The organism is Faecalibacterium sp. Marseille-Q4164 (assembly GCF_017377545.1).
In the GTDB taxonomy this organism is placed as follows: Bacteria; Bacillota; Clostridia; order Oscillospirales; family Ruminococcaceae; genus Faecalibacterium; species Faecalibacterium duncaniae.
In genome coordinates, this window is sequence record NZ_JAFREJ010000003.1 from 18,177 (window position 1) to 39,369 (window position 21,193).

Annotated in this window: 18 protein-coding genes; 15 read left to right on the forward strand and 3 right to left on the reverse strand. The window is 55.0% G+C overall.

Features of this window, described 5'->3' with window-relative positions:
- The first annotated feature begins 2 nt into the window (after positions 1 to 2).
- From opp1C to J3352_RS05180, 14 genes are all read left to right on the forward strand, one after another.
- Complete coding sequence (gene opp1C, locus J3352_RS05115; protein WP_005935744.1) at positions 3 to 827, forward strand: nickel/cobalt ABC transporter permease; 825 nt, start codon at positions 3 to 5, stop codon at positions 825 to 827.
- On the forward strand, positions 824 to 1,657 hold the full coding sequence (locus tag J3352_RS05120) for an ABC transporter ATP-binding protein (protein ID WP_005935743.1): 834 nt from the start codon (positions 824 to 826) through the stop codon (positions 1,655 to 1,657). Before opp1C ends, J3352_RS05120 begins: the two co-directional genes overlap by 4 nt.
- Entirely contained in the window at positions 1,650 to 2,444 is a 795-nt protein-coding gene (locus tag J3352_RS05125; protein ID WP_156066087.1) for an ABC transporter ATP-binding protein, read from the forward strand. The genes J3352_RS05120 and J3352_RS05125 overlap by 8 nt, the downstream gene beginning before the upstream one ends.
- The gene (locus J3352_RS05130) at positions 2,441 to 3,373 is read left to right on the forward strand and encodes a M14 family metallopeptidase (protein WP_156066085.1); all 933 of its coding nucleotides are present in this window, start codon (positions 2,441 to 2,443) and stop codon (positions 3,371 to 3,373) included. The genes J3352_RS05125 and J3352_RS05130 overlap by 4 nt, the downstream gene beginning before the upstream one ends.
- A gap of 537 nt (positions 3,374 to 3,910) precedes the next feature.
- Positions 3,911 to 4,453 (forward strand): RNA polymerase sigma factor, encoded by a 543-nt coding sequence (locus J3352_RS05135; protein WP_227622277.1) that lies wholly within the window; start codon positions 3,911 to 3,913, stop codon positions 4,451 to 4,453.
- Positions 4,450 to 5,181 (forward strand): hypothetical protein, encoded by a 732-nt coding sequence (locus J3352_RS05140; RefSeq protein ID WP_156066083.1) that lies wholly within the window; start codon positions 4,450 to 4,452, stop codon positions 5,179 to 5,181. The genes J3352_RS05135 and J3352_RS05140 overlap by 4 nt, the downstream gene beginning before the upstream one ends.
- 12 nt (positions 5,182 to 5,193) lie before the next feature.
- Entirely contained in the window at positions 5,194 to 6,075 is an 882-nt protein-coding gene (locus tag J3352_RS05145; RefSeq protein WP_156066081.1) for an ABC transporter ATP-binding protein, read from the forward strand.
- Positions 6,072 to 7,325 carry an ABC transporter permease subunit gene (locus J3352_RS05150; RefSeq protein WP_156066079.1) on the forward strand — a complete coding sequence of 418 codons (1,254 nt, stop codon included), beginning with the start codon at positions 6,072 to 6,074 and terminating at the stop codon, positions 7,323 to 7,325. Before J3352_RS05145 ends, J3352_RS05150 begins: the two co-directional genes overlap by 4 nt.
- Before the next feature lie 249 nt (positions 7,326 to 7,574).
- Positions 7,575 to 8,912: a TrkH family potassium uptake protein gene (locus J3352_RS05155; protein WP_156066077.1), complete on the forward strand. Its 1,338-nt coding sequence runs from the start codon at positions 7,575 to 7,577 to the stop codon at positions 8,910 to 8,912.
- A gap of 11 nt (positions 8,913 to 8,923) precedes the next feature.
- Positions 8,924 to 9,571 carry a TrkA family potassium uptake protein gene (locus J3352_RS05160; RefSeq protein WP_156066075.1) on the forward strand — a complete coding sequence of 216 codons (648 nt, stop codon included), beginning with the start codon at positions 8,924 to 8,926 and terminating at the stop codon, positions 9,569 to 9,571.
- Positions 9,572 to 9,850: 279 nt separating this feature from the next.
- Positions 9,851 to 11,734, forward strand: coding sequence for a DUF4118 domain-containing protein (locus J3352_RS05165; protein ID WP_156066103.1), 1,884 nt, complete (start codon positions 9,851 to 9,853; stop codon positions 11,732 to 11,734).
- On the forward strand, positions 11,727 to 12,437 hold the full coding sequence (locus J3352_RS05170) for a response regulator (protein ID WP_098923094.1): 711 nt from the start codon (positions 11,727 to 11,729) through the stop codon (positions 12,435 to 12,437). The genes J3352_RS05165 and J3352_RS05170 overlap by 8 nt, the downstream gene beginning before the upstream one ends.
- Positions 12,438 to 12,690: 253 nt before the next feature.
- Positions 12,691 to 12,975, forward strand: coding sequence for a DUF6110 family protein (locus J3352_RS05175; RefSeq protein ID WP_005935684.1), 285 nt, complete (start codon positions 12,691 to 12,693; stop codon positions 12,973 to 12,975).
- Positions 12,976 to 13,035: 60 nt separating this feature from the next.
- A complete protein-coding gene (locus J3352_RS05180) occupies positions 13,036 to 15,126 on the forward strand; it encodes a heavy metal translocating P-type ATPase (protein WP_242699885.1) in 2,091 nt (696 codons plus the stop codon).
- A gap of 122 nt (positions 15,127 to 15,248) precedes the next feature.
- On the opposite strand, the gene J3352_RS05185 is transcribed toward J3352_RS05180, so the two are convergent.
- Complete coding sequence (locus tag J3352_RS05185) at positions 15,249 to 17,510, reverse strand: glycogen/starch/alpha-glucan phosphorylase (protein WP_156066073.1); 2,262 nt, start codon at positions 17,508 to 17,510, stop codon at positions 15,249 to 15,251.
- Between the two features lie 141 nt (positions 17,511 to 17,651).
- On the opposite strand from J3352_RS05185, the gene J3352_RS05190 reads away from it, so the two are divergent.
- Entirely contained in the window at positions 17,652 to 18,512 is an 861-nt protein-coding gene (locus J3352_RS05190) for an AraC family transcriptional regulator (protein ID WP_005935676.1), read from the forward strand.
- A 352-nt stretch (positions 18,513 to 18,864) separates the two neighbouring features.
- On the opposite strand, the gene J3352_RS05195 is transcribed toward J3352_RS05190, so the two are convergent.
- Together J3352_RS05195 and J3352_RS05200 are read right to left on the reverse strand one after the other, a co-directional pair.
- A complete protein-coding gene (locus J3352_RS05195) occupies positions 18,865 to 20,319 on the reverse strand; it encodes an MATE family efflux transporter (RefSeq protein WP_242699886.1) in 1,455 nt (484 codons plus the stop codon).
- Between the two features lie 347 nt (positions 20,320 to 20,666).
- Positions 20,667 to 21,191 (reverse strand): nitroreductase family protein, encoded by a 525-nt coding sequence (locus J3352_RS05200; protein WP_005935658.1) that lies wholly within the window; start codon positions 21,189 to 21,191, stop codon positions 20,667 to 20,669.
- Between the last annotated feature and the right edge of the window lie 2 nt (positions 21,192 to 21,193).

The following is a 21,193-nucleotide window of genomic DNA, read 5'->3' on the forward strand; positions in this document are numbered from 1 at the left end:
CCATGAAAGAACGATTCTTCCGCAACCGCACGGCAGTGTTTACCGTTGTATTTGTATTGCTGGTGGGTCTTGTAGGCATTCTGGCTCCTGTCATTGCGCCCAACGACCCCTATGAGACCAATATCCTGAACAAATTTGCATCCTACAGCCTGCAATATCCGCTGGGCACCGACCAGCTTGGCCGCTGTGTCCTTTCCCGCATGATCTATGGCATCCGTCCTACCCTCGGCCTTGCCCTGCTGACCATGTTCGGCACCATCAGTCTGGGTGCAATCCTTGGCATCATGGCGGGTTATTTCCGGGGCATTGTAGAAGAAGTTATCATGCGTGTGGTGGATGTGATGCTCTCTTTTCCCAGCCAGATCATGGTGTTCGCTGTGGTGGCACTGCTGGGTGTCAGCGTCCAGAACGTCATCATTGCAAATGTTTTCATCAAGTGGGCGTGGTATGCCCGCATGATCCGCACGGGCGTAATGCAGTACCGCGACCGCAACTTTGTCCAGTTTTCCCGCTGCGTAGGAATGCCGGAGCGGTTCATCCTGTTCCGTCATCTGCTGCCCTCCATCACTTCCGACCTGGTGGTTCTGGCTTCGCTGGATGTGGGCTGGGCAATCATCAATATTTCCACGCTGTCGTTCTTGGGACTGGGCGTACAGGCCCCCACGCCGGAATGGGGCGCAATGCTCAATGAGGCAAAAAATGTGATGACGTCGAACCCAGTGCAGATGATCGCTCCCGGTATCGCCATTGTGGTGCTGGTCTGTGTGTTCAACCTGATGGGCGACGCCCTGCGCGATGTGCTGGACCCCAAGGAGGTGCAGAAATGAACCCTGTTTTTGAATTGAACGATCTGCACGTTTCTTTGCAGAGCCACCATAAGGAAATCGAATTGGTGCGCGGGGTGTCCTTCGCAGTTGCTCCCGGCGAGTGCCTCGGCATTCTGGGGGAAAGTGGTTCCGGCAAGTCAATGTCGATGAAAGCGGCGATGGGCCTGCTAGACCACAGCTTCCATGTCAAGGGCAGCGCACAGTTTCAGGGGGAAGAACTTTTGGGTAAGAGTGCTGAGGAACTGCGCCGTCTGCGCGGCGGAAAGGTGGGCATCATTCTTCAGAACCCGATGACCTGCTTTGATCCGCTGTACCGCATTGGACAGCAGATCGCTGAGACGTTTTCGGCGCATAATAACTGGACAGCAGAGGAAATCCATATCCGCTCACTGGAACTGCTGGAAAAAATGCGCATCCGAAACCCGGAGGAAGTGCTGGAAAAATATCCGCATCAGCTTTCCGGCGGTATGCTCCAGCGCATCATGATCGGCATTGCAACGGCCATGAAACCAGCTCTTCTGATTGCAGACGAACCTACCACGGCGATCGATGCCATCACCCAGTATGAGATTCTGAACGAACTTCTGCATATCAAAGAAAATCATAACACGGCCATAATCTTTATTTCACATGACCTGAATGCCATTTCTCGCGTGGCAGACCGTATCGTGGTGCTGAATCACGGAGCAGTGGTGGACCGCGGCGATTTCCAGCATATCCTGCATCATGCACAAGACCCCTATACGAAACTGCTGGTGGAGAAGCGCGCGGATGTTATGCGCAGGTACACCGCTGTTTTGAATGGCAAAAAGGAGACTGCCCATGCTTGAACTCAAAAATATTAATGTAAGCTTCCGCAGTGAGCGGCAGGATAAAATTTTTGGTCATACCCGGCAGCAGGTGTTGTTTGATGTGTCACTTACCGTAAAAGAGGGCACCTGTCTCGGTATTCTGGGGGAAAGCGGCTCCGGCAAATCCACGATGGGCCGTGTGCTCTGCGGACTGCTCAAACCAGACAGCGGTGAAGCCGTTCTGGATGGCGTTTCGGTCTACGCTTCCCGTGCCGGACGACGAAATCTGCAAAACAAACTCAGTATCGTGTTTCAGGATTACACAACCTCCGCAAATCCCCGGTTCCGCATCCGGGATATTATTGGGGAAGGGCTGACCGTACAGGAACGCAGAGAGGGCAAAAAACTGGATCGGAAAGCCGAAACGAGCCGATTGCTGGAGTTGGTCGGCCTGCCTGCCGATTTTGCAGACCGGTTTCCCCATGAGCTTTCCGGCGGACAGCTGCAGCGTGTCTGCATCGCCCGCGCAGTGGCCTGCAAGCCGGAAATCATTCTGTTTGACGAAGCGATTTCCTCGCTGGATGCACACACGCAGGTACAGATCATGGACTTGCTGCGGGAACTGAAAGATCGCCTTGGCTTGACGTACATCTTTATCACCCATGACCTGACTTCCATTACCTATCTTTGTGATGATGTGTTGTTCCTGTATCAGGGCCGGGTAACAGAGAACCTGCCGGTAGAGCGCATCAGTGAAACGAAGGACGAGTATGCCCGTAAACTGCTGGAATCTATTGTCGTCTTTGATACGGAGGAATCGGCATGACACTGTGCGGCTTTGAGATCGCCCCCGGTGAAAAACGACAGGTGAAACTGCCTGTTCCTGGCGGTGTACCGCTGGAAGCATGGCTGCTGTGCGGGGCGCACCCCGGAAAGACGCTGGTGGTCACAGCTGGGGTGCATGGCTGTGAGTACGTCGGCATTCTGGCTCTGCAAAAATTAGTGGAAATGCTGGACTGTGCTACTCTTTTTGGACAGGTCATTTTGCTGCCGCTGGTCAATTCCAAAGGATTTTTTGCAGGGGTAAAACAACTGAATCCGGCAGATGGCAGGAATCTGAACCGGGAATTTCCCGGCAAGGAGGATGGAACGGAAACACAGCGGATGGCATGGACGATCGAAAAACTCCTTTACCCGGAAGCGGATTTTCTTCTGGACCTTCACGGCGGAGACTGGAATGAAGAACTGGCCCCGTTGGTATTCTTTCCCTGCGGAGCCGGGCAAACAGTGGAGCAGGAGACCCGCAGAGCGGCACAAGCTCTTTCTGTTTCCATGCGGGTCTGTTCAACAGCCCGAAATGGATTGTATAGCTGGGCAGCACAAAAAGGAATCCCTGCTTTGCTGTTGGAGCGAGGCGGAAATGGCCGCTGGACTTCCGAAGAGGTGGAAGCAGATTGCGAGGATGTACTCCGTCTGATGAACCATCTTGGAATCATAAAAGAAGATTTCAAAGTGATCCGTCAGACAGAAATCTCAAAAGCCGTCTACGAAGAAGCATCGGCAGATGGATACTGGTTTCCGCAAGTCTGTGCTGGGCAGGAAGTATTAAAGGATGCACTGCTGGGCAGGTGGAAAAGCTCCGATGGGATGCAGAACTGCGAGGTCCGTGCAAGATTTGCAGGGCGGGTTTTGTACGAGACCACTGCACTGGGCGTTCGCAGAAATGACCCGCTCGTTGCATATGGAACAGCATGAGTTTCCATAAAAACAAAAACAGGGTGCGCCCCGGAATAGGACACACCCTGCCACCGCAATTCACAATTTGATTTGTTGGCAACAACCGTGAATTGCATATCGCAAATACGTTGTTGAGAATTGCACTGCTTGAAAAACTTGCGATTAAATCCGCATACGACAGCGATATGTACAACAGGGCGTTCCTCGTCGGGAACGCTCTGTTTCTCTTTGCTGGGGGCATGATGAGCCTGTTCCGCCTGCCAAGGCAAGCTCGCGTTTGCGCAGCAACAAAAGCCCCACTGGGGCTTTCATTGCTCCGCTGCGCAAACGCGCACTTTTGAAAACATGACACTTTCAGCAGCATACAAGAAAAAACAATGAAAACTTTGGCGAAAAGAGAGAGGGCCGGACGGTGCCAGCCCTCTTGACAAGGAAAAACACAAGGCTCTTTATTATAATAAAGCTATAAGAACATAATAAAGGAAATTATTTGAAATTTTTGAAAAAACAGAAATCATTTTGATGATATGGGACGTTTTAATAGACAGGAAGGGGGTGAACCGTATCCAGACAGAATTATTGCTGCGGAAAGTGCAGAGCGGAGATACGGGTGCGCTGGACACTCTGATTACAGCGTACTATCCACAAATTCTGAACTATTGCCGTTGGCATACAGCGGACGAGCAGCAGGCGCAGGATGCAGCACAGGAAACCTTTTTGAAAGCGGTGCGCTGGCTGGATTCCTGTGGTGGATTTCAGGGGGCATTCCGTCCCTTTCTGTACAAAATCGCAAAAAACATTTGCATCGATCTGAACCGTACGATGGAGCGGACGGAGGTATCGCTGGAGAGCTTGCCGGGCGAACCCGCCTATCAGGAAAGCGGCTTTGCTGCGGCAGAGGAGAAAGCAAACCTGCGAGCGCTGACGGCCCAGCTGGAGCCGGAACAGCGGGAACTGGTATTGCTGCGGTTCGCACAACAGCTTAAATTGCGGGAGATCGCGCAGATTACAGGTCTGCCCCTGCGCACAGTGCAGTCCCGCCTGCGTGCCGCATTGAAAACCTTGAAAATGCAATTGGAAAAGGAGGACTGGAGATGAATCGAGCCTTTGAAAAAGAACTGTCCAGAGCACTGGCGACAGAGCTTGACACAGCCGCACCGAAAACGCTGCTGCGCCGCTGCCGGGCGGAATATGTCGTAAAACAACGGAGTGATTGGCGCAATTTGCTGCACTGCCAGTTCAAATTGCTGGGCTGGAAGGTCTGGGCGCTGGAAGCAATGGCGGCACTGGCGTTGTACAGTGTGGGGCGGGAACTTGCCCTGTGGGAGAAGGCATGGACATTACGCAATGCACTGTTTGGTCTGAGCACACTTGCCATGCTGACAGCTCTGCTCGGTCTGCCGTTTTTATACCGGGCAAGTCAATATAAGATGCTTGAACTGGAACGTGCCACATATGCAGGAATCGGTCGTCCGCTGGTGATGCGTTTTTTGCTGCTGCTGGCGGGGGAAACGATCCTGCTGGGAGTGCTGGTACTCAATGTGCGGGCAGCCGTGCCATGGAGCATCGGGCAACTGCTGGCGGTGTTGACCGTGCCATTCCTGACTGCAAACAATGAGCTGCTTCTGCTGCTGCGCTGGGTGCGCCCGGAATGGATGATGACCGGGGCTGTACCACTGTTTGCAGGGCAGCTGTGTTTGCTGCGGTTCGTGCAATTATCGGAACTGCCGAAAGGTCTGCCACTGGCGGCGGGCGTGCTGATGCTCTGTATGGTGTTGCAGTGCATCCAGCTTGCCGCCCGGTCAGAATATATTGCAGAAGCTTGAAAGGAACAAGTCATGGAACTGAAAATTCAGAATATTACAAAGCGATACCGGGATAAAACGGCAGTGGATGATGTGTCCATCACTCTCACGCCGGGTGTGTGGGGGCTGCTGGGGGCGAATGGTGCAGGCAAAACAACCTTAATGCGGATGCTGGCGGGCATTCTGCGGCCCAGCAGTGGCCGGATTTTGTGCGATGGGGTGGAGATTGGGACGCTTGGTGCGGCCTACCGGGAAAAGCTGGGGTATCTGCCGCAGGAATTCGGGTTTTACCCGGAATTCACGGTGCAGGACTATCTGGAATATATGGCGGCGCTCAAGGGCCTGCCGCGCACAGAGGCTGTCCGGCAGATCGACGCACTGCTGGAGCGGGTAAGCCTCACTGAGGTGCGCCGCAAAAAGATCATAAAGCTTTCCGGCGGTATGAAGCGCCGGGTAGGCATCGCACAGGCACTGCTCAACGACCCGGAAATTTTAATTCTAGATGAGCCCACGGCAGGGCTGGACCCCGGAGAACGGGTGCGCTTCCGCAATCTGCTGTCGGAGTTTGCGCAGGAACGGATCGTTCTTATTTCAACGCATATCGTTTCGGATGTGGAATACATTGCAGCTGAAAATGCCGTGATGAAAGCTGGCAAAATCATTGCACAGGACACCACCGAAGGGCTGGTAAAGCAGATCGAAGCCAAAGTCTGGCAGGGAAATATCCCGATGGAACAGCTTGCCCGGTGGGAATACCGGCTGCGGGTAGTAAACCTGCGCAACGAGCCGGACGGAACGGTAACATTGCGGTATCTGGCGGATGCACCGCAGCTGCCGGACAGCGTCCCGGCACAGCCCCGGCTGGAAGATCTGTATCTGTGGCTGTTCCCGGAGGAAATGGAGGAAGCAAAATGAACCTGTATCGTTTGGAATTGAAACGTGTGTGCAAAACTCGTATGACAGCTATTCTGCTGGCCATTGCGCTGGTGCTGGCTGTGGTCATGGCATATCTGCCGGTGACCTTTATCGGCTGGACGGAACTGGATGCCAGCGGAAACGAAGTGCGTTACACGGGTCTGAAAGCAATCCGGAAACGGCAGGAGCAGCAGGTATCCGGTACCATCACGCCGGATGTCATGCAGGAAGCACTGGAAGTCTATCAGCGGGTGTACCGGCAGTATGATGCAAGCTCCATCAACGATATCCCGGTCGAGGTATTTTATAAAGAACTTGCCCGGTATCAGCCTCTTGTGAACAACGCAAAGGAAGCCTTTGCAGACTCGAAAACCGGCATGGCACCGGGCGTGATGGGGCTGACCGCAGAGGATATGCAGAACTTTTACAGCCAGCTCCCCAAACGGTTGGAATCGGTGATCTGGCTGGAACAAAGCGGAAAGCCCGGCTATGAGCAGGCGCAGGCCATTGCACAGAAAAAGTTCGATGCTGTACAAAAACCGTTCACCTATTCATTTGGGGTCAGTTCAGACGCAATGGATTACCAAACCCTGTTGAGTTTGCTGCTCACCCTGCTGTGCGCGGTGATTGCGGCCCCGGTGTTTGCATCGGATGCACAGACCGGGGCGCAGGACATCCAACTGTGCACAAAAAACGGCGGTCTGCGGCTAGCAGCGGCAAAGCTAGCGGCGGCGTTTAGTATCACAGGGGCGGCGTATCTGCTCTGCGGCGTGGTGTGGATCCTGGTCACGAATGCTCTATTTGGCTGGGAAAGTACCCAAACTTCCGTGCAATGGCTATTTTCTGTGACCAGCCTGCTGCCGTATACCGTTGGCCAGATGGAGTGGGTCATGCTGGTGGCAAACTTCCTGCTCTTCTTTGCGGAGGTGGCCTTTGTGCTGATGGCATCCGTATGGGCCAAGAACAACCTGACCGCTTTGTCTGTGGCGCTGATCAGTGTGGTGGCACCGCTGATTGTTTATATGGTCGTGCCGGGCTCCTTTGGAGAATGGCTGTCCACCCTGATTCCGGCAGGGGGCATTGGGCTTTCCAATGCATTGCTGTATAAAATGATCAGCTTTGATTTTCTCTATGCAGGCGGGCATGCTTTCTTTCAGGCAGATGTACTGCTGGCATCGGCACCGATCAAGATCGTTCTGCTCGTTGGATTGGCAGCATGGGGGTATCTGCGAAAGACCAAGGTGGCTTAAGCTGGGCTATGCGGATTTGATTCTGAACGGTGACCCGGAGGAATATTAAAATGTAGCTGGGAGCCATGGGTTAGAAATCTGAATGAATGCTGGACATTACCGTTTTTTGCGCTGGTGATGTCCAGCATTTGTTATTTGGTGTTGATCGATCAATTTTAATGAAATCTTTATACCTCTACAATTTTCTTTACGGCTCTTTTATTTATTCCATGCTAATCTTTATGCACACGGATAGGTAAAGGAGCTTTTATGATTCAATATCCTCGTTACAGGCAGCACCGTTTTTCTTCTTTTCAGGTCATTATTGCAGGTTTTGCGGCAGTTGGTCTGGTGGGCGCATTACTTCTGATGCTCCCGATTGCTACACAACAGCGGTGCGTCACACCGTTCCATGAGGCACTGTTTACCTCCACTTCTGCCCTTTGCGTGACCGGCCTTGTGGTACAGGATACCGGCAGCTACTGGTCGGCATTCGGGCAGAGCGTGATTCTTCTTCTGATCCAGATTGGAGGATTGGGCGTCATTACAGTGGGCGCTGCCTTTGCGCTGCTTTCCGGGCGAAAGATTTCCCTCAAGCAGCGCAGCACGATGCAGGAAGCTACTGCTGCCCCACAGATGGGCGGCATCGTGCGGCTGACAGGCTTTATTCTGCGGATCACCGCCCTGTTTGAATTGGGCGGTGCTGCACTGCTGCTGCCGACGTTCTGCGCTGATTATGGTTTGCGCGGGATTTGGTACGCGCTGTTTCATTCCATTTCGGCGTTCTGCAATGCCGGCTTTGACCTGCTGGGAACAGAGGGGGCAAAATTTGTTTCGCTGACACGGTATGCAGGAAATCCATTGCTTACCACAGTGATCGCGGCCCTGATCGTCTTTGGCGGCCTTGGCTTTCTGACATGGGAGGATATTTGTACATATCGCCTTGATTTTCACCGTTACCGGATGCAGAGCAAGGTGATCCTTGTCACAACGGCATTTCTTCTGGTACTGCCGACGCTGTACTTTTATTGTTTCGAGTTCACGGCAGGCTCTGCCCGACAGCGCATTTTATTGTCGATGTTCCAATCCGTCACACCCCGTACTGCCGGTTTTAACACCGCGGATCTTGCTGCGATGGGCAGCGCTTCACAGGCGTTGATGGTGGTTCTGATGCTGTTGGGCGGTTCGCCCGGCTCTACGGCAGGCGGCATGAAAACCACAACATTTGCCGTTCTGCTGGCCAATATGTGGGCGACCTTCCGCCGCAGAGAAGATGCCGAATTTTTCGGGCGGCGCATAGATGGTTCCGCGGTCAAGAATGCTGCCACGATCGCAGGGATGTATTTGACGCTGTTCTTCCTCGGAGCTTTTGTCATTGCTGCGGCCGAGCAGCTGCCGATGTCGGTCTGTCTGTATGAGACCGCTTCGGCTGTGGCAACGGTAGGTCTGACATTGGGCATCACGCCGCAGTTGGGCATCCTTTCGCAGGGGGTGCTGATCGCACTGATGTTTTTGGGACGTGTTGGCGGATTGACGTTGATCTATGCGGCATTTGGCAGCAGCCCTGCCCACTCTCGTCTGCCGCAGGAGAAGATCGCAATCGGATAAAGGAGACAAGTATGAAATCGATTCTTTTGATCGGGCTTGGCCGTTTTGGCCGCCATATTGCGCAGGAACTGAATGAGCTGGGTCATCAGGTCATGGCGATCGACAGCAACGAGGACCGTGTAAACGCCGTGCTTTCCTATGTGACGAATGCACAGATCGGTGACAGCACCAGCGAATACTTTCTGCGCTCCCTTGGTGTCGGCAATTTTGATGTGTGTATCGTAACCATCGGCGGCAATTTTCAAAGCTCACTGGAAACAACATCACTGCTCAAGGAACTGGGTGCAAAGCTTGTGGTCTCGCGTGCAGAGCGGGATGTACAAGCCAAGTTCCTGCTGCGCAACGGTGCGGATGAAGTGGTCTATCCGGAAAAGCAGCTGGCAAAGTGGGCGGCGATCCGATATAGCTCCGAACACATTCTCGATTATATCGAGCTGCAGGACGACCACGCCATCATGGAAGTGACCATTCCGCCGGAATGGATGGATCGTACGATCGGTGAGATCAATATCCGAAAAAAGTATAACATCAATATTCTTGCGCTGAAAAAAGACGGAAAGCTTGATATGAACATCACGCCGGATACGCGGCTGTGCCGGGATGAAAGTATGCTGGTTTTGGGAAAATACGCATCGATCCAGAAGTGTTTCCGGCTCTGAAAAGATAGGACAGATCATATGGATGTCGCTTTGTTATTGATGGTTCTTGGAGTCATGTTGAGTGGTTTCCGGGCAGCAGATGCGCTGGATCACATGCGGAAGGAGATCATTCGACAAGAAGGAAAAAGACGTGGCTGGTGGTCGTGACCATCAAATTGTGCTATACTGTGGGCAAGGCAGGTGATCTTTATGAATCAGAACGACCCACCCACTGAACATATTCTGGCGTGTCTGTCGTCCTCTCCCTCCAATGCAAAGATCGTGAGGACGGCAGCAACGATGGCAAAGGCGTTCGGCGGGACCTTTACAGCCCTGTATGTCCGGACGCCTGACTCGGATCAGATGGGAAAAGAAGACTGTCGGCGCTTGCAGCAGCACATTCGTATGGCAGAGCAGGCAGGTGCCGACATTTCTACGATCTACGGGGATGACATTCCGCAGCAGATCGCAGAGTTTGCCCGCATCTCCGGCATTACAAAAATCGTGCTGGGGCGCTCCAGCGTACATCGCCGCCATTTCTGGAGTGGACCGTCACTGACTGAAAAATTGACGCTGACTGCGCCTAATCTGGATATTTACATCATCCCGGATGCTTCTGCAGAGAACGGCTACGGCTCAGGAAGAAAGCTGTTCATCCGTCCGTTTCTGCCTTCTGTTCGCGATTTACTGGTCACCGCAGGCATTTTGAGCTGCATCACGCTCATCGGCTTTCTTTTTTTACAATTGGACTTTGCGCGCTATAACATTATTACGTTCTATATGCTGGGGGTGCTGTTCACCGCATTGTGTACCAGCGGTTACACCTGCGGTGTGCTGGGCTCCATTGCCAGTGTTGCGCTATACAATTTTTTCTTGACGGAACCGCGCCTGACATTCCATGCGTATGATCCCGGTTATCAGGTTACATTTGCCCTGATGCTGACCTCTGCAATCATTACCTGCACCCTGACAACGCGGTTGAAGGATCATGCAAAAATGTCCGCGCAGGCAGCGTTCCGTACAAAAATACTGTTTGACACAAATCAGCTTTTACAGAGAGCAAAAAGCGAGGAAGAAATCCTCTCTCAGACAGCGTCCCAGTTGATGAAGCTGCTGAACCGGAGCCTGATCGTTTACCCGGAACAAAACGGAGGTCTTGGTTCAGAACAGATTTTTTCGGTTGACGGGGAAACGGCGCAAAACATCTTTTCTGTACCGGAAGAACGGAATGCAGCAAACTGGACGTTTGCCAACAAAAAGCGTTCCGGTGCAAGCACGGATAGCTACCCGGACGCAAAGGGGCTTTATCTTGCACTTCGGACCGGAGGCGGCGTGTTTGGAGTGATCGGAATCGACCTGTCTGAAAAACCGCTGGATGCCTTTGAAAACAGTGTGCTGCTTTCCATTCTGGGCGAAGGTGCGCTGGCCATCGAAAACCGCAGAAACGCGCTGGAAAAAGAGCAAGCTGCATTGCAGGCAAGGAATGAAGAATTGCGGGCAAACCTGCTGCGCACGATCTCCCATGATCTGCGCACCCCGCTGACCTCCATTTCCGGCAATGCCAGCAATCTGCTTTCCAACGGAGAAACGCTGGATACAGAGACCCGGAACAAGATCTGCACCGATATTTTTGACGATGCACAATGGCTGATCGGTCTGGTGGAAAATCTGCTTTCCATCACCCGCATTGAAGATGGGCGGATGAATCTGCAGATCTCACCGCAGCTGATGGATGAGATGATCGAAGAAGCACTGCATCATGTCAACCGGAAAAGCTGCGAACACACCATCACAACACAGTATGGGGACGAGATCCTCCTGGTCAATGTGGATGCACGGCTGATCATGCAGGTCGTTGTCAATCTGGTGGATAACGCCATCAAATACACCCCCGTGGGCTCGGTCATTCAGATCTCGGCTTACCGGAAAGACCATCAGGTCGTAGTGGAAGTTGCAGATAACGGTCCCGGCATTCCGGATCGCGCAAAAGCACAGGTGTTCGAGATGTTTTATACCGGGCAGAGCCGCATCGCAGACAGCCACCGCAGCCTTGGACTGGGCTTGCCCCTCTGCCGTGCGATCCTGACGGCTCACGGCGGAACATTGACCCTGCGTGACAACATTCCCAATGGCAGTGTCTTTTCCTTTGCATTGCCGCAAAGCGAGGTGAATATCCATGAATAAGCCGACCATTCTGGTCGTAGAGGATGATGTTCCTGTACGGTGTCTGATCACAACAACCCTGAAAACCCACGGCTATAAATATCTGACTGCTTCCAATGGGGAAACGGCAATCATGATGACTACCAGCCACAATCCGGACATCATGCTGCTGGATCTTGGGCTGCCCGATATAGACGGCATCGAGGTCATCCGCAGCGTCCGCACATGGTCGAACCTGCCCATCATCGTCCTGAGTGCCCGGAGCGAGGATTCTGATAAGATCGAAGCACTGGACAATGGCGCAGACGATTATCTGACGAAGCCGTTTTCCGTGGATGAGCTGCTGGCAAGACTGCGTGTAACGCAGCGCCGATTGAATCTGCTGGCTTCTGACGGCATAAACAGCCCGGTTTTTGTCAATGGTCCTTTGAAGATCGACTTCTCGGCAGGCTGCGTCTGGTTGAGCGAGAATGAATTGCACTTGACCCCCATCGAGTACAAACTGCTGTGTGTGCTGGCGCATAATGTGGGCAAAGTGCTGACGCATACCTCCCTCACGCAGAAAGTATGGGGCAGTACGCAGGAAAATGACATTGCCTCCTTGCGAGTTTACATGGCATCCCTGCGCAAAAAATTGGAACGATGCCCGGATGCGCCGCATCTGATCCAGACTCATGTTGGTGTAGGATACCGGATGCTGCGCGTGGAAAATGATGAATCATAGTAAAAAAACAGGGTGCGCCCCTGAATGAACACGACCACATCTTGTGGAGGGGTTCAAACCAATCCACAAGAACAAGTGAGCATGACGAAAATGGTCCTCCGTATCAAGCTTCTGCTAACAATGTTAATACGTCCTAACATCATCAAAAACCATTGAAAAAGTCCGAAAGCGTGCTACAATACAGAGATAAAGAGCCTGCCCCCGCTCAAGGGGATGGGCGCTCAGATAGGAAACACAGAAATGAGGGGTAAATATGTTTGATACAAAAAAGCTTGCACTGTTTTTGGGCGGTGTGGTGTTCGGCTCTGCCGGCTTCAAGGTGCTGTCCAGCAAGGATGCCAAAAAGGTCTACACCCAGACCACCGCTGCGGTGCTGCGGATGAAGGACTGCACCATGCAGACTGTGAACAAGGTGCAGGAAGAGGCCGGTGACATCCTTGCCGATGCAAAGGCCATCAACGAGAGCCGCGCCGCCGAGGCTGCACAGGAGGTCATCGAGGATACGGCTGAACAGCCCGCAGAGCAGACTGCACAGTGATACAACGCAGCGGAGCCGCCCTTGGGCGGCTCTTTTTTACGCAGAGGGGTAAGAAAAGCAATGAAATGTACGATCTTACATGAAGGTAAGGGACGGATGCGGGTGCACGTCTGCGCCGTGCGCATGACCCTGCACCGGGCAGATGTGCTGGAAGCCTACCTGAACGGGCAGGACAACATTCAAAAAGCCACCGTCTACGAGCGCACCGGAGATGTGGTGCTGACCTACCGGGGCAGCCGGAAGGATGCCGTCGCCCTGCTGGCGGCCTACCGCTTTGACAACGAAGAGTTAGAGGTGCTGGTCACTTCCCACGATAGCCGGAAAATCAATCAGGAATATCAGGAAAAGATGGTCAACCTTGTGGCGGGCCGGGTGTTCCGCAAGGTGTTCCTGCCCGCGCCCATCGCGGCGGCATATACGGTGTGGCGCTCCATCGCCTTTGTCTGGAAGGGCATCCGCTGCCTGCTGCACCGCAAGCTGGAGGTAGAGGTGCTGGATGCGCTCAGCATCACCGCCTCCCTCCTGCGGGGGGATTACAACACCGCAGGTTCGGTGATGTTCCTGCTGACTGTGGGCAGTCTGCTGGAGGAGTGGACGCGGAAAAAGAGCTTGGACGACCTTGCCCGCAGCATGGCGCTGAACGTGGATAAGGTCTGGGTGCGCACCCCGCAGGGCGAGGTGTTGGTGCCATTGACCCGCGTTCACGCCGGGGATGAAGTGGTGGTGCGCTCCGGCAACATGATCCCGCTGGACGGCACGGTGCTGGAAGGCGAAGCCATGGTGAACCAAGCTGCCCTGACCGGCGAGTCCATGCCGGTGCGCAAGACCACCGGTGCTACCGTTTACGCCGGAACAGTGGTGGAAGAGGGCGAATGCGTCCTTGTGGCCAAGGCAGAGGGCGGTGCCAACCGCTACGATAAGATCGTGGCCATGATCGAGGAATCGGAAAAGCTCAAGTCCGGCACCGAAAACCGGGCTTTGCAGCTGGCCGACCGTCTGGTGCCGTGGTGTCTTGCCGGTACGGTGGCTACCTATGCCTTTACCCGCAACGTCACCCGGGCCATCTCCATCTTGATGGTGGACTTCTCCTGTGCGCTGAAGCTTTCCATGCCGCTGGCGGTGCTCTCTGCCATGCGGGAGTGCGGGGAATATCACATCACTGTAAAGGGCGGCAAGTATCTGGAAGCGCTGGCAAAGGCGGACACCATCGTGTTCGATAAGACCGGCACCCTTACCCGTGCCACCCCACAGGTGGTGCAGGTAGTGCCTTTCTCCGGCTGCGGGGAGCAGGAGGTATTGCAGCTTGCCGCCTGTCTGGAAGAGCATTTCCCCCATTCCATGGCAAACGCCGTCGTCCGTGCTGCCAAGGAGCGGGGAATCTCTCACGAAGAGATGCACTCCGAGGTGGAGTACATCGTGGCCCATGGCATTGCCAGCCGGGTAGGGGGCAAGCGGGTGGTCATCGGCAGCGCTCACTTTATTTTCGAGGACGAGGGCTGCACCATCCCGGCAGGGGAACAGGCAAAGTTCGATGCGCTGGACCCCCAGTACTCCCACCTGTATCTGGCCGCATCCGGGGTGCTGGTGGGGGTCATCTGTATTGCAGACCCCCTGCGCCCGGAGGCGGCACAGGTGCTGCGCCAGCTCCAAAAGCTGGGCATCACTCAGACCGTCATGATGACCGGCGACAGCGATCGCACCGCCCGCGCCATTGCGGCGCAGGTGGGGGTAGACCGTTGCTTTGCGGAGGTGCTGCCGGAGGATAAGGCCGCCTTTGTCCGCGACGCCAAAGCCGAGGGACATACAGTTGTGATGATCGGCGACGGCATCAACGATTCGCCCGCTTTGTCGGCGGCAGATATCGGCATCGCCATCCATTCCGGTGCCGCCATCGCCCGGGAGATTGCCGATGTGACCATCCGCGCGGATAGTCTGGAAGAGCTGGTGACCTTAAAAGCCATTGCCAACGCCCTGCAAAAGCGGGTGGGCAGCAATTACCGCTTTGTGCTCAGCTTCAACTCGGCCCTCATCCTTCTGGGGGCTCTGGGCATCCTGCCCCCTGCCACCAGCGCCATGCTGCATAACCTTTCCACCCTTGGCATCAGCCTGCGCAGCATGACAGACCTGTTGGAGCAGAAGCCTTCCCTGTAAAAATGGCACGCCGGAGCGTCCGCAGATGCTCCGGCGTACCGAAATGATAGCTCTTCCCACAGAAAGCAGTGCATCTTCTACAAGAAACTGCTGGATGCTGGGATGACGTAAAGTAAAAACGATTACTTCCCCAGATGCCAGATGTCGCGGTCATACTCGGCAATGGTGCGGTCGGAGGAGAACATCCCGGCTTTGGCAATGTTCACCAGACACTTGCGCCGCCAGCCCATGGGGTCGCAGGCGTAATCGCTGAGGGCCTGCCCTTTGCGGACGACATAGGCGTTGAAGTCCGGCAGGGTCTGGAACCAGTCCTTGTGGATCAGCTCATTGTGCAGGCGGGTCAGATTTTCGGCATGGCCGGCAGCCAGCATCTCCGGGCCGGTGAGGAAGCTGATGGCGCGGCGGATGTTGGCATCGCCCTCCACCCACTGGGCCGGGTCGTAATCGCCCACGGCGTAGCGGTGGATGACCTGATCCGAGGTCTGGCCGAAGATATAAATGTTCTCTTCGCCCACCTGCTGGCTGATCTCCACATTGGCACCGTCCATGGTGCCAAGCGTCAGCGCACCGTTCAGCATGAACTTCATATTGCCGGTGCCGGAGGCCTCCTTGGAGGCAAGGCTGATCTGCTCAGACAGGTCACAGGCAGGGATGAGCTTTTCGGCAGCGGTGACGTTGTAATTTTCCACAAATACCACCTGCAGCCACTTGGACACCTCCGGGTCTGCGGCGATGACCTTGGAGAGGGTCAGCAGGGCATGGATGATGTCCTTGGCAATGGTGTAGGCAGGAGCAGCCTTGGCACCAAAGATGCTCACCAGTGGCATGGCAGGCAGATGCCCTGCCTTGATCTCGTAATACTGATGGATGAGATAAAGCAGGTTCAGCTGCTGACGCTTATACTCGTGCAGCCGCTTGGACTGGATATCGAACACGGCATCGGGATTCACTGCCACCTTCTGGGTGCGCAGCAGCCAGTCTGCCAGCGCTGCCTTGTTGGCCTTTTTTACGGCGGTCAGCTCGCCCAGCACGGCTTCGTCGTCGGCGAAGGCCAGCAGCTTCTCCAACTCGGCAGCGTCCTTGCGGAAGCCGGAACCGATGTGCTTTTCCAGCGTGGCGGTCAGGCGCGGGTCACATTCCAGCAGCCAGCGGCGGAAGGTGATGCCGTTGGTCTTGTTGTTGAACTTTTCCGGGTACAGCTCATAGAAGCCGTGCAGCTCGGAATTTTTCAGGATCTCGGTGTGCAGTGCTGCCACGCCGTTGGTGGAATGGGTGAAGTGGATGTCCATGTGGGCCATGTGTACCCGGTCATCCTTGTCGATGATGGCAAGGCTCTCGTCCTCGGTGCGGGTGCGGGCCAGTGCGTCCAGCTTTTCAATGATGGGCATCAGCTGGGGCACCACTGCATCCAGATAGGCGCGGGGCCACTTTTCCAGTGCCTCAGCCAGAATGGTGTGGTTGGTGTAGGCGCAGGTCTTGGTAACGATCTCCACAGCTTCCTCAAACTCAATGCCCCGCTGCCCCAGCAGCCGGATCAGCTCCGGGATGACCATGCTGGGATGGGTGTCGTTGATCTGGATGGCGGCGTAGTCGGCCAGATCGTGGTAATTGCAGCCCCGGGCGGCGCACTCTGCCAGAATGAGCTGGGCACCGGCAGAAACCATGAGGTACTGCTGATACACCCGCAGACGGCGGCCTGCCTCATCGGAGTCGTCCGGGTAGAGGAACAGGGTCAGGTTCTTGTCGATGGCGGTCTTGTCAAAGGCAATGCCGTCATGGACGATGCTCTCGTCGATGGTATCCAGATCGAACAGATTCAGGGTGTTGGTGCGGCCCTCGTAACCGGTGACAGCCAGCTTGTACAGCCGGGCAGTATATTCCTTGCCTGCCAGCTCCACCGGGTAGGTCACATCGGTCTTTTCGGCCCAGCTGTGGGCGGTGAGCCAGGGGTCGGGCTTTTCGTTCTGCACACCATCCTCAAAGGACTGGTGGAACAGGCCAAAGTGATACCGCAGGCCCACGCCGTCGCCGGGCAGGTTCAGCGTTGCCAGCGAATCCAGGAAGCAGGCTGCCAGACGGCCCAGACCACCGTTGCCGAGAGAGGGCTCCGGTTCCACCTCTTCAATATCGGAAAGGCGCTTTCCGGCAGCGGCCAGTGCATCCCGGGCTTCTTCGTACAGTCCCAGATTGATGAGGTTGTTAGACAGCAGCTTGCCGATAAGAAATTCGGCGCTGATATAGTACAGCTTGCGGCCGGTAACGGGCTGCACGCGGTCGGCACTCTTCTGCCGCACCAGCTCCAGCAGTGCCAGATACAGCTCCTGATCGGTGCAGTCCGCCAGCAGCTTTCCGGTGAGGCTCTGTAATGTTTCGGTAAAGCTCATAATGGATCCTCCTTTGTTTTCAGATACACACCTTACGGAAAACAGGTTTGACATTTATAATGCAAGATATACCAGATAAAACAATCGAAATCTTGCCTTAAAGGAGCAAATTATGGTACAATCCTATCATCTGGAGGTGAGATGATGCATAATCAGGCTTCTTTGCAGGAAACCAAGCAGCACGGTGCCGTGCGGTTCCCCTTCAATCTGTATCCCTGCACCATTCCGGGAGATTTTCCGCAGGTGGCACTGCACTGGCAGGAGAGCATGGAGCTGGTCTTTGTCAAGCGGGGCGCGGGGCTGGTGCAGGTGGGCGCTGCGTCCTGCCCGGCCTATCAGGGGGATATCTTTATTTTTACGCCCGGCACCCTCCACGCCCTGCGGCAGGCAGAGGGGCAGCGCATGGAATACGAGAACATCATCTTTGAGCTGGAGCTTCTGGGCGGTGCGGAGGACCTTTGCGCCGAAAAATACCTGCTTCCGCTCCAGAGCGGGCGGCTGCTGCTGCCTGCGCGGCTGACTCCCAACGACCTGTGTTATCTCCAGGCCGCCGCCTGCCTGCGGGAGGTGGAGGAAGCCAACCGTGCCAAGCTTCCCGGCTATGAGCTGCTGGTCAAAGGAGCGCTGCTGCGCTTTCTCTCCCTGCTCATTGCGCAGGGGAAACAGCAGCTCCCCGCGGAAACTGCCGATACCCGGCGGCTGAAAGCCGTTCTGCAATGGATCTCTGTCCATTATGCCGAGGGGCTTCGGGTCGCCGATGCCGCCGGGGTCTGCTCCTTCAGTTCCAGCCACTTCATGCGCTGGTTCCGGCAGATGACAGGGCAGAGCTTTGTTGCCTTTCTGAACGAATACCGGCTGAATGCCGCCGCCGAAGCGCTGCATGCTACGGACGAGACGGTGCTGACGATCGCTTCCCGGTGCGGGTTTGAAAACCTCTCCTATTTTAACCGGGCATTCAAGGCGCATTTTGGCATGACTCCGCGGGAGTACCGGAAAAAATAAACAAAATGAGGCCGTTCCGCTTCTCTGAGAAAGAGAGGGAACGGCCTCATTGTTTTGAGTAGCTTGAGCGAGCGACAACCACCAGCTCCGCTGGTGGAAAAGAAAATGCTTTAGCTATAAGATTCAAGCGAAGCGAGATGACAAAGAAATTGTCATCTTAGAAGATGCACTTTATGATACTGCTCGTTAGAGCAGTAGGGCAAGTAATGCAGATGAAAGATGCTTGCTCGTGGCCCCTTGCAGGGGCTTTGCTAGTAAGGAGCCCTTCTAGGGCTTACTCAAGCCACCGGCTCAGCCGGTGGTTTTGACTTCTGGATCAGTGGCAGCCGGATGGCGGCAGACTCCGATTCATTCAAACCAGGCTTTCCATGATCTCCGCGCACTTTTCAATGCCGATGACACCGCTATCCAATGCAATATGATAATTGAATTCATGGTAGGTCTTGTGAATCAGATAGCCTGCGATCAGGAAGGTCAGGATATCCGACAGCGGCATGGAGTACAGCACACCATCCAGCCCGAAAAACCGGGGCAGCAGCAGGGCAAAGCCCACGCCGAACACCACCTCACGCACCATGGAAAGGGCAGTGGATTCTGCTGCCTTGCCCATGGCCTGCAGGAAGATGAAGCAGGCTTTGTTGACACAGGCCAGAATGATCATGCACAGGTAGATGCGGAAGGACTTCACGGCAAAATCGGTGTAGTACACGCTCTCATTGGCGGCACCGAACAGGGCGATGAGCTGCCGGGGAAGCAGCTCCACCAGCACCAGTGCGACCACACCGACAGCGGCTTCTGCCAGCAGCAGTTTCGTGAACAACTCCTTCACACGGGCGGGCTTTTTTGCACCCATGTTGAAGCCCACCACGGGGATGCAGCCGGCTGCCATGCCCACCACGATGGAGATGACGATCTGGAAGAACTTCATCACGATGCCCACCACCGCCATGGGGATCTGGGCGTACTGTTCCTGCCCGAATACCGCATCCAGTGCGCCGTATTTGCGGATCATGTTGTTGATGGCTGCCATGGCTGCAACAAGGCTGATCTGAGAAAGAAAGCTGGTCATGCCAAGGGTCAGGGTGCGGCCGCAGATGGAACCCTTCAGCCGAAGGTCAGCCCACGCCGGGCGAATGATCTTCATGTGCAGCAGATACCACACTGCCAGCGCTGCGGTGACCACCTGACCGATCACAGTAGCCACCGCCGCGCCCATCATGCCCCAGCGGAAGCCGAAGATAAAGATGGGATCCAGAATGATGTTCAGCACCGCACCCGCAAGGGTGGACACCATGGCAAACCGGGGGCTGCCGTCGGCACGGATGATGGGGTTCATGGCCTGCCCGAACATATAAAAGGGGATACCCAGCGTGATGTAGAAGAAATATTCTTGGGAATGATGATAGGTCTCGGCGTTGACCGTTCCGCCGAACATGGCGAGAATGGTATTTGCAAAGATCAGATACACAGCGGTCAGAACGATGCTGCTGACCAGACACATCACCACCGCGTTGCCAACGCTCCGCCTTGCCTTGGGGACTTCGTTCTGGCCAAGGCTGATGCTGACAAAGGCGCAGCAGCCGTCACCGATCATCACGGCAATGGCCAGCGCCACCACCGTAAGCGGGAACACGACCGTATTGGCGGCGTTGCCGTAGGAGCCGAGGTAGCTGGCATTTGCAATAAAGATCTGGTCCACGATGTTGTACAGTGCGCCGACCAGCAGAGAAATAATGCACGGAATCGCATACTTTTGCATCAGCTTTCCGATGCGTTCCGTGCCGAGAAATTGATTGGAACTTTCCATGGGATTCACCTTACCTTTCCATTTTAGGACAAACAAAAAAACGAGTGGCACTCATGCAACCGGTCTTACGCATGAGTGCCACTCGTTGTACGAAATCATTATACCGATTCTCTGCCCAATTTGCAAAGGTACTTTTGCACAAGAAATCTGCGGGTCATTCTGCGCATATTGCACGATGCAAACTTTGTGGAAAATCACCTTTGAAGCCATGGAGTGGTTTGTGTTATAATAGAAAAGAACGAAAACGCGCTGGAAAGTCTGTTTTGCACAGTCTGTTCCACTTGGATGAAAGAGGAGCAATATGGTAAAGTATCAAGCAGGAACGCTCGTGGTTTCGTCTGGAAAATTTACCACTGGTTAAAATGTATCCGGTCATCCTCATAGCGGCTCTCACGCGGGGCAGTAAGGTCTGCTTCCGGGTAGCCAAGGGCGATGATGGAGTGGGGCACAATGGTCTCCGGCAGAGCGAAGAGCTTTTGCTGGGCCTCTACCCGGTCCATCTGGGGCCAGGTGCCCAGCCAGACTGCGCCAAGCCCCAGCTCCTGTGCGGCGAGGCAGATGTTCTGGGCGGCAATGGCTCCGTCGATCACCCAGTAGTCCTTTGCAAAGCGGAACGCACGGTCAAGGTCGCCGCAGACGAGGATACCGGCGGCAGCTTTCCGCAGCGGCTCGGCAGGGCGGCCGTTGGCATCGGCCATCTGTGCCAGCTTTTCCGGGTCGGTCACCACCACGAAGGACCAATCCCGCGCATTGACGCAGCTGGGTCCGCTCATGGCCGCTTCCAGCAGCTGGTGCAGTGTTTCGCTTTTGATGGGCTTGTCGGTGAATTCCCGGCAGCTGCGCCGGGTGAGAATGGCATCCAGAGTGTTCATAG

Excerpts from the sequence above, each read along its gene's own strand:
- opp1C (WP_005935744.1), top strand. The coding sequence starts at position 3 with ATGAAAGAACGATTCTTCCGCAACCGCACGGCAGTGTTTACCGTTGTA.
- J3352_RS05120 (WP_005935743.1), top strand. The coding sequence starts at position 824 with ATGAACCCTGTTTTTGAATTGAACGATCTGCACGTTTCTTTGCAGAGC.
- J3352_RS05125 (WP_156066087.1), top strand. The coding sequence starts at position 1,650 with ATGCTTGAACTCAAAAATATTAATGTAAGCTTCCGCAGTGAGCGGCAG.
- J3352_RS05130 (WP_156066085.1), top strand. The coding sequence starts at position 2,441 with ATGACACTGTGCGGCTTTGAGATCGCCCCCGGTGAAAAACGACAGGTG.
- J3352_RS05140 (WP_156066083.1), top strand. The coding sequence starts at position 4,450 with ATGAATCGAGCCTTTGAAAAAGAACTGTCCAGAGCACTGGCGACAGAG.
- J3352_RS05145 (WP_156066081.1), top strand. The coding sequence starts at position 5,194 with ATGGAACTGAAAATTCAGAATATTACAAAGCGATACCGGGATAAAACG.
- J3352_RS05150 (WP_156066079.1), top strand. The coding sequence starts at position 6,072 with ATGAACCTGTATCGTTTGGAATTGAAACGTGTGTGCAAAACTCGTATG.
- J3352_RS05155 (WP_156066077.1), top strand. The coding sequence starts at position 7,575 with ATGATTCAATATCCTCGTTACAGGCAGCACCGTTTTTCTTCTTTTCAG.
- J3352_RS05160 (WP_156066075.1), top strand. The coding sequence starts at position 8,924 with ATGAAATCGATTCTTTTGATCGGGCTTGGCCGTTTTGGCCGCCATATT.
- J3352_RS05165 (WP_156066103.1), top strand. The coding sequence starts at position 9,851 with ATGGCAAAGGCGTTCGGCGGGACCTTTACAGCCCTGTATGTCCGGACG.
- J3352_RS05170 (WP_098923094.1), top strand. The coding sequence starts at position 11,727 with ATGAATAAGCCGACCATTCTGGTCGTAGAGGATGATGTTCCTGTACGG.
- J3352_RS05175 (WP_005935684.1), top strand. The coding sequence starts at position 12,691 with ATGTTTGATACAAAAAAGCTTGCACTGTTTTTGGGCGGTGTGGTGTTC.
- J3352_RS05180 (WP_242699885.1), top strand. The coding sequence starts at position 13,036 with ATGAAATGTACGATCTTACATGAAGGTAAGGGACGGATGCGGGTGCAC.
- J3352_RS05185 (WP_156066073.1), bottom strand. The coding sequence starts at position 17,510 with ATGAGCTTTACCGAAACATTACAGAGCCTCACCGGAAAGCTGCTGGCG.
- J3352_RS05190 (WP_005935676.1), top strand. The coding sequence starts at position 17,652 with ATGATGCATAATCAGGCTTCTTTGCAGGAAACCAAGCAGCACGGTGCC.
- J3352_RS05195 (WP_242699886.1), bottom strand. The coding sequence starts at position 20,319 with ATGGAAAGTTCCAATCAATTTCTCGGCACGGAACGCATCGGAAAGCTG.
- J3352_RS05200 (WP_005935658.1), bottom strand. The coding sequence starts at position 21,191 with ATGAACACTCTGGATGCCATTCTCACCCGGCGCAGCTGCCGGGAATTC.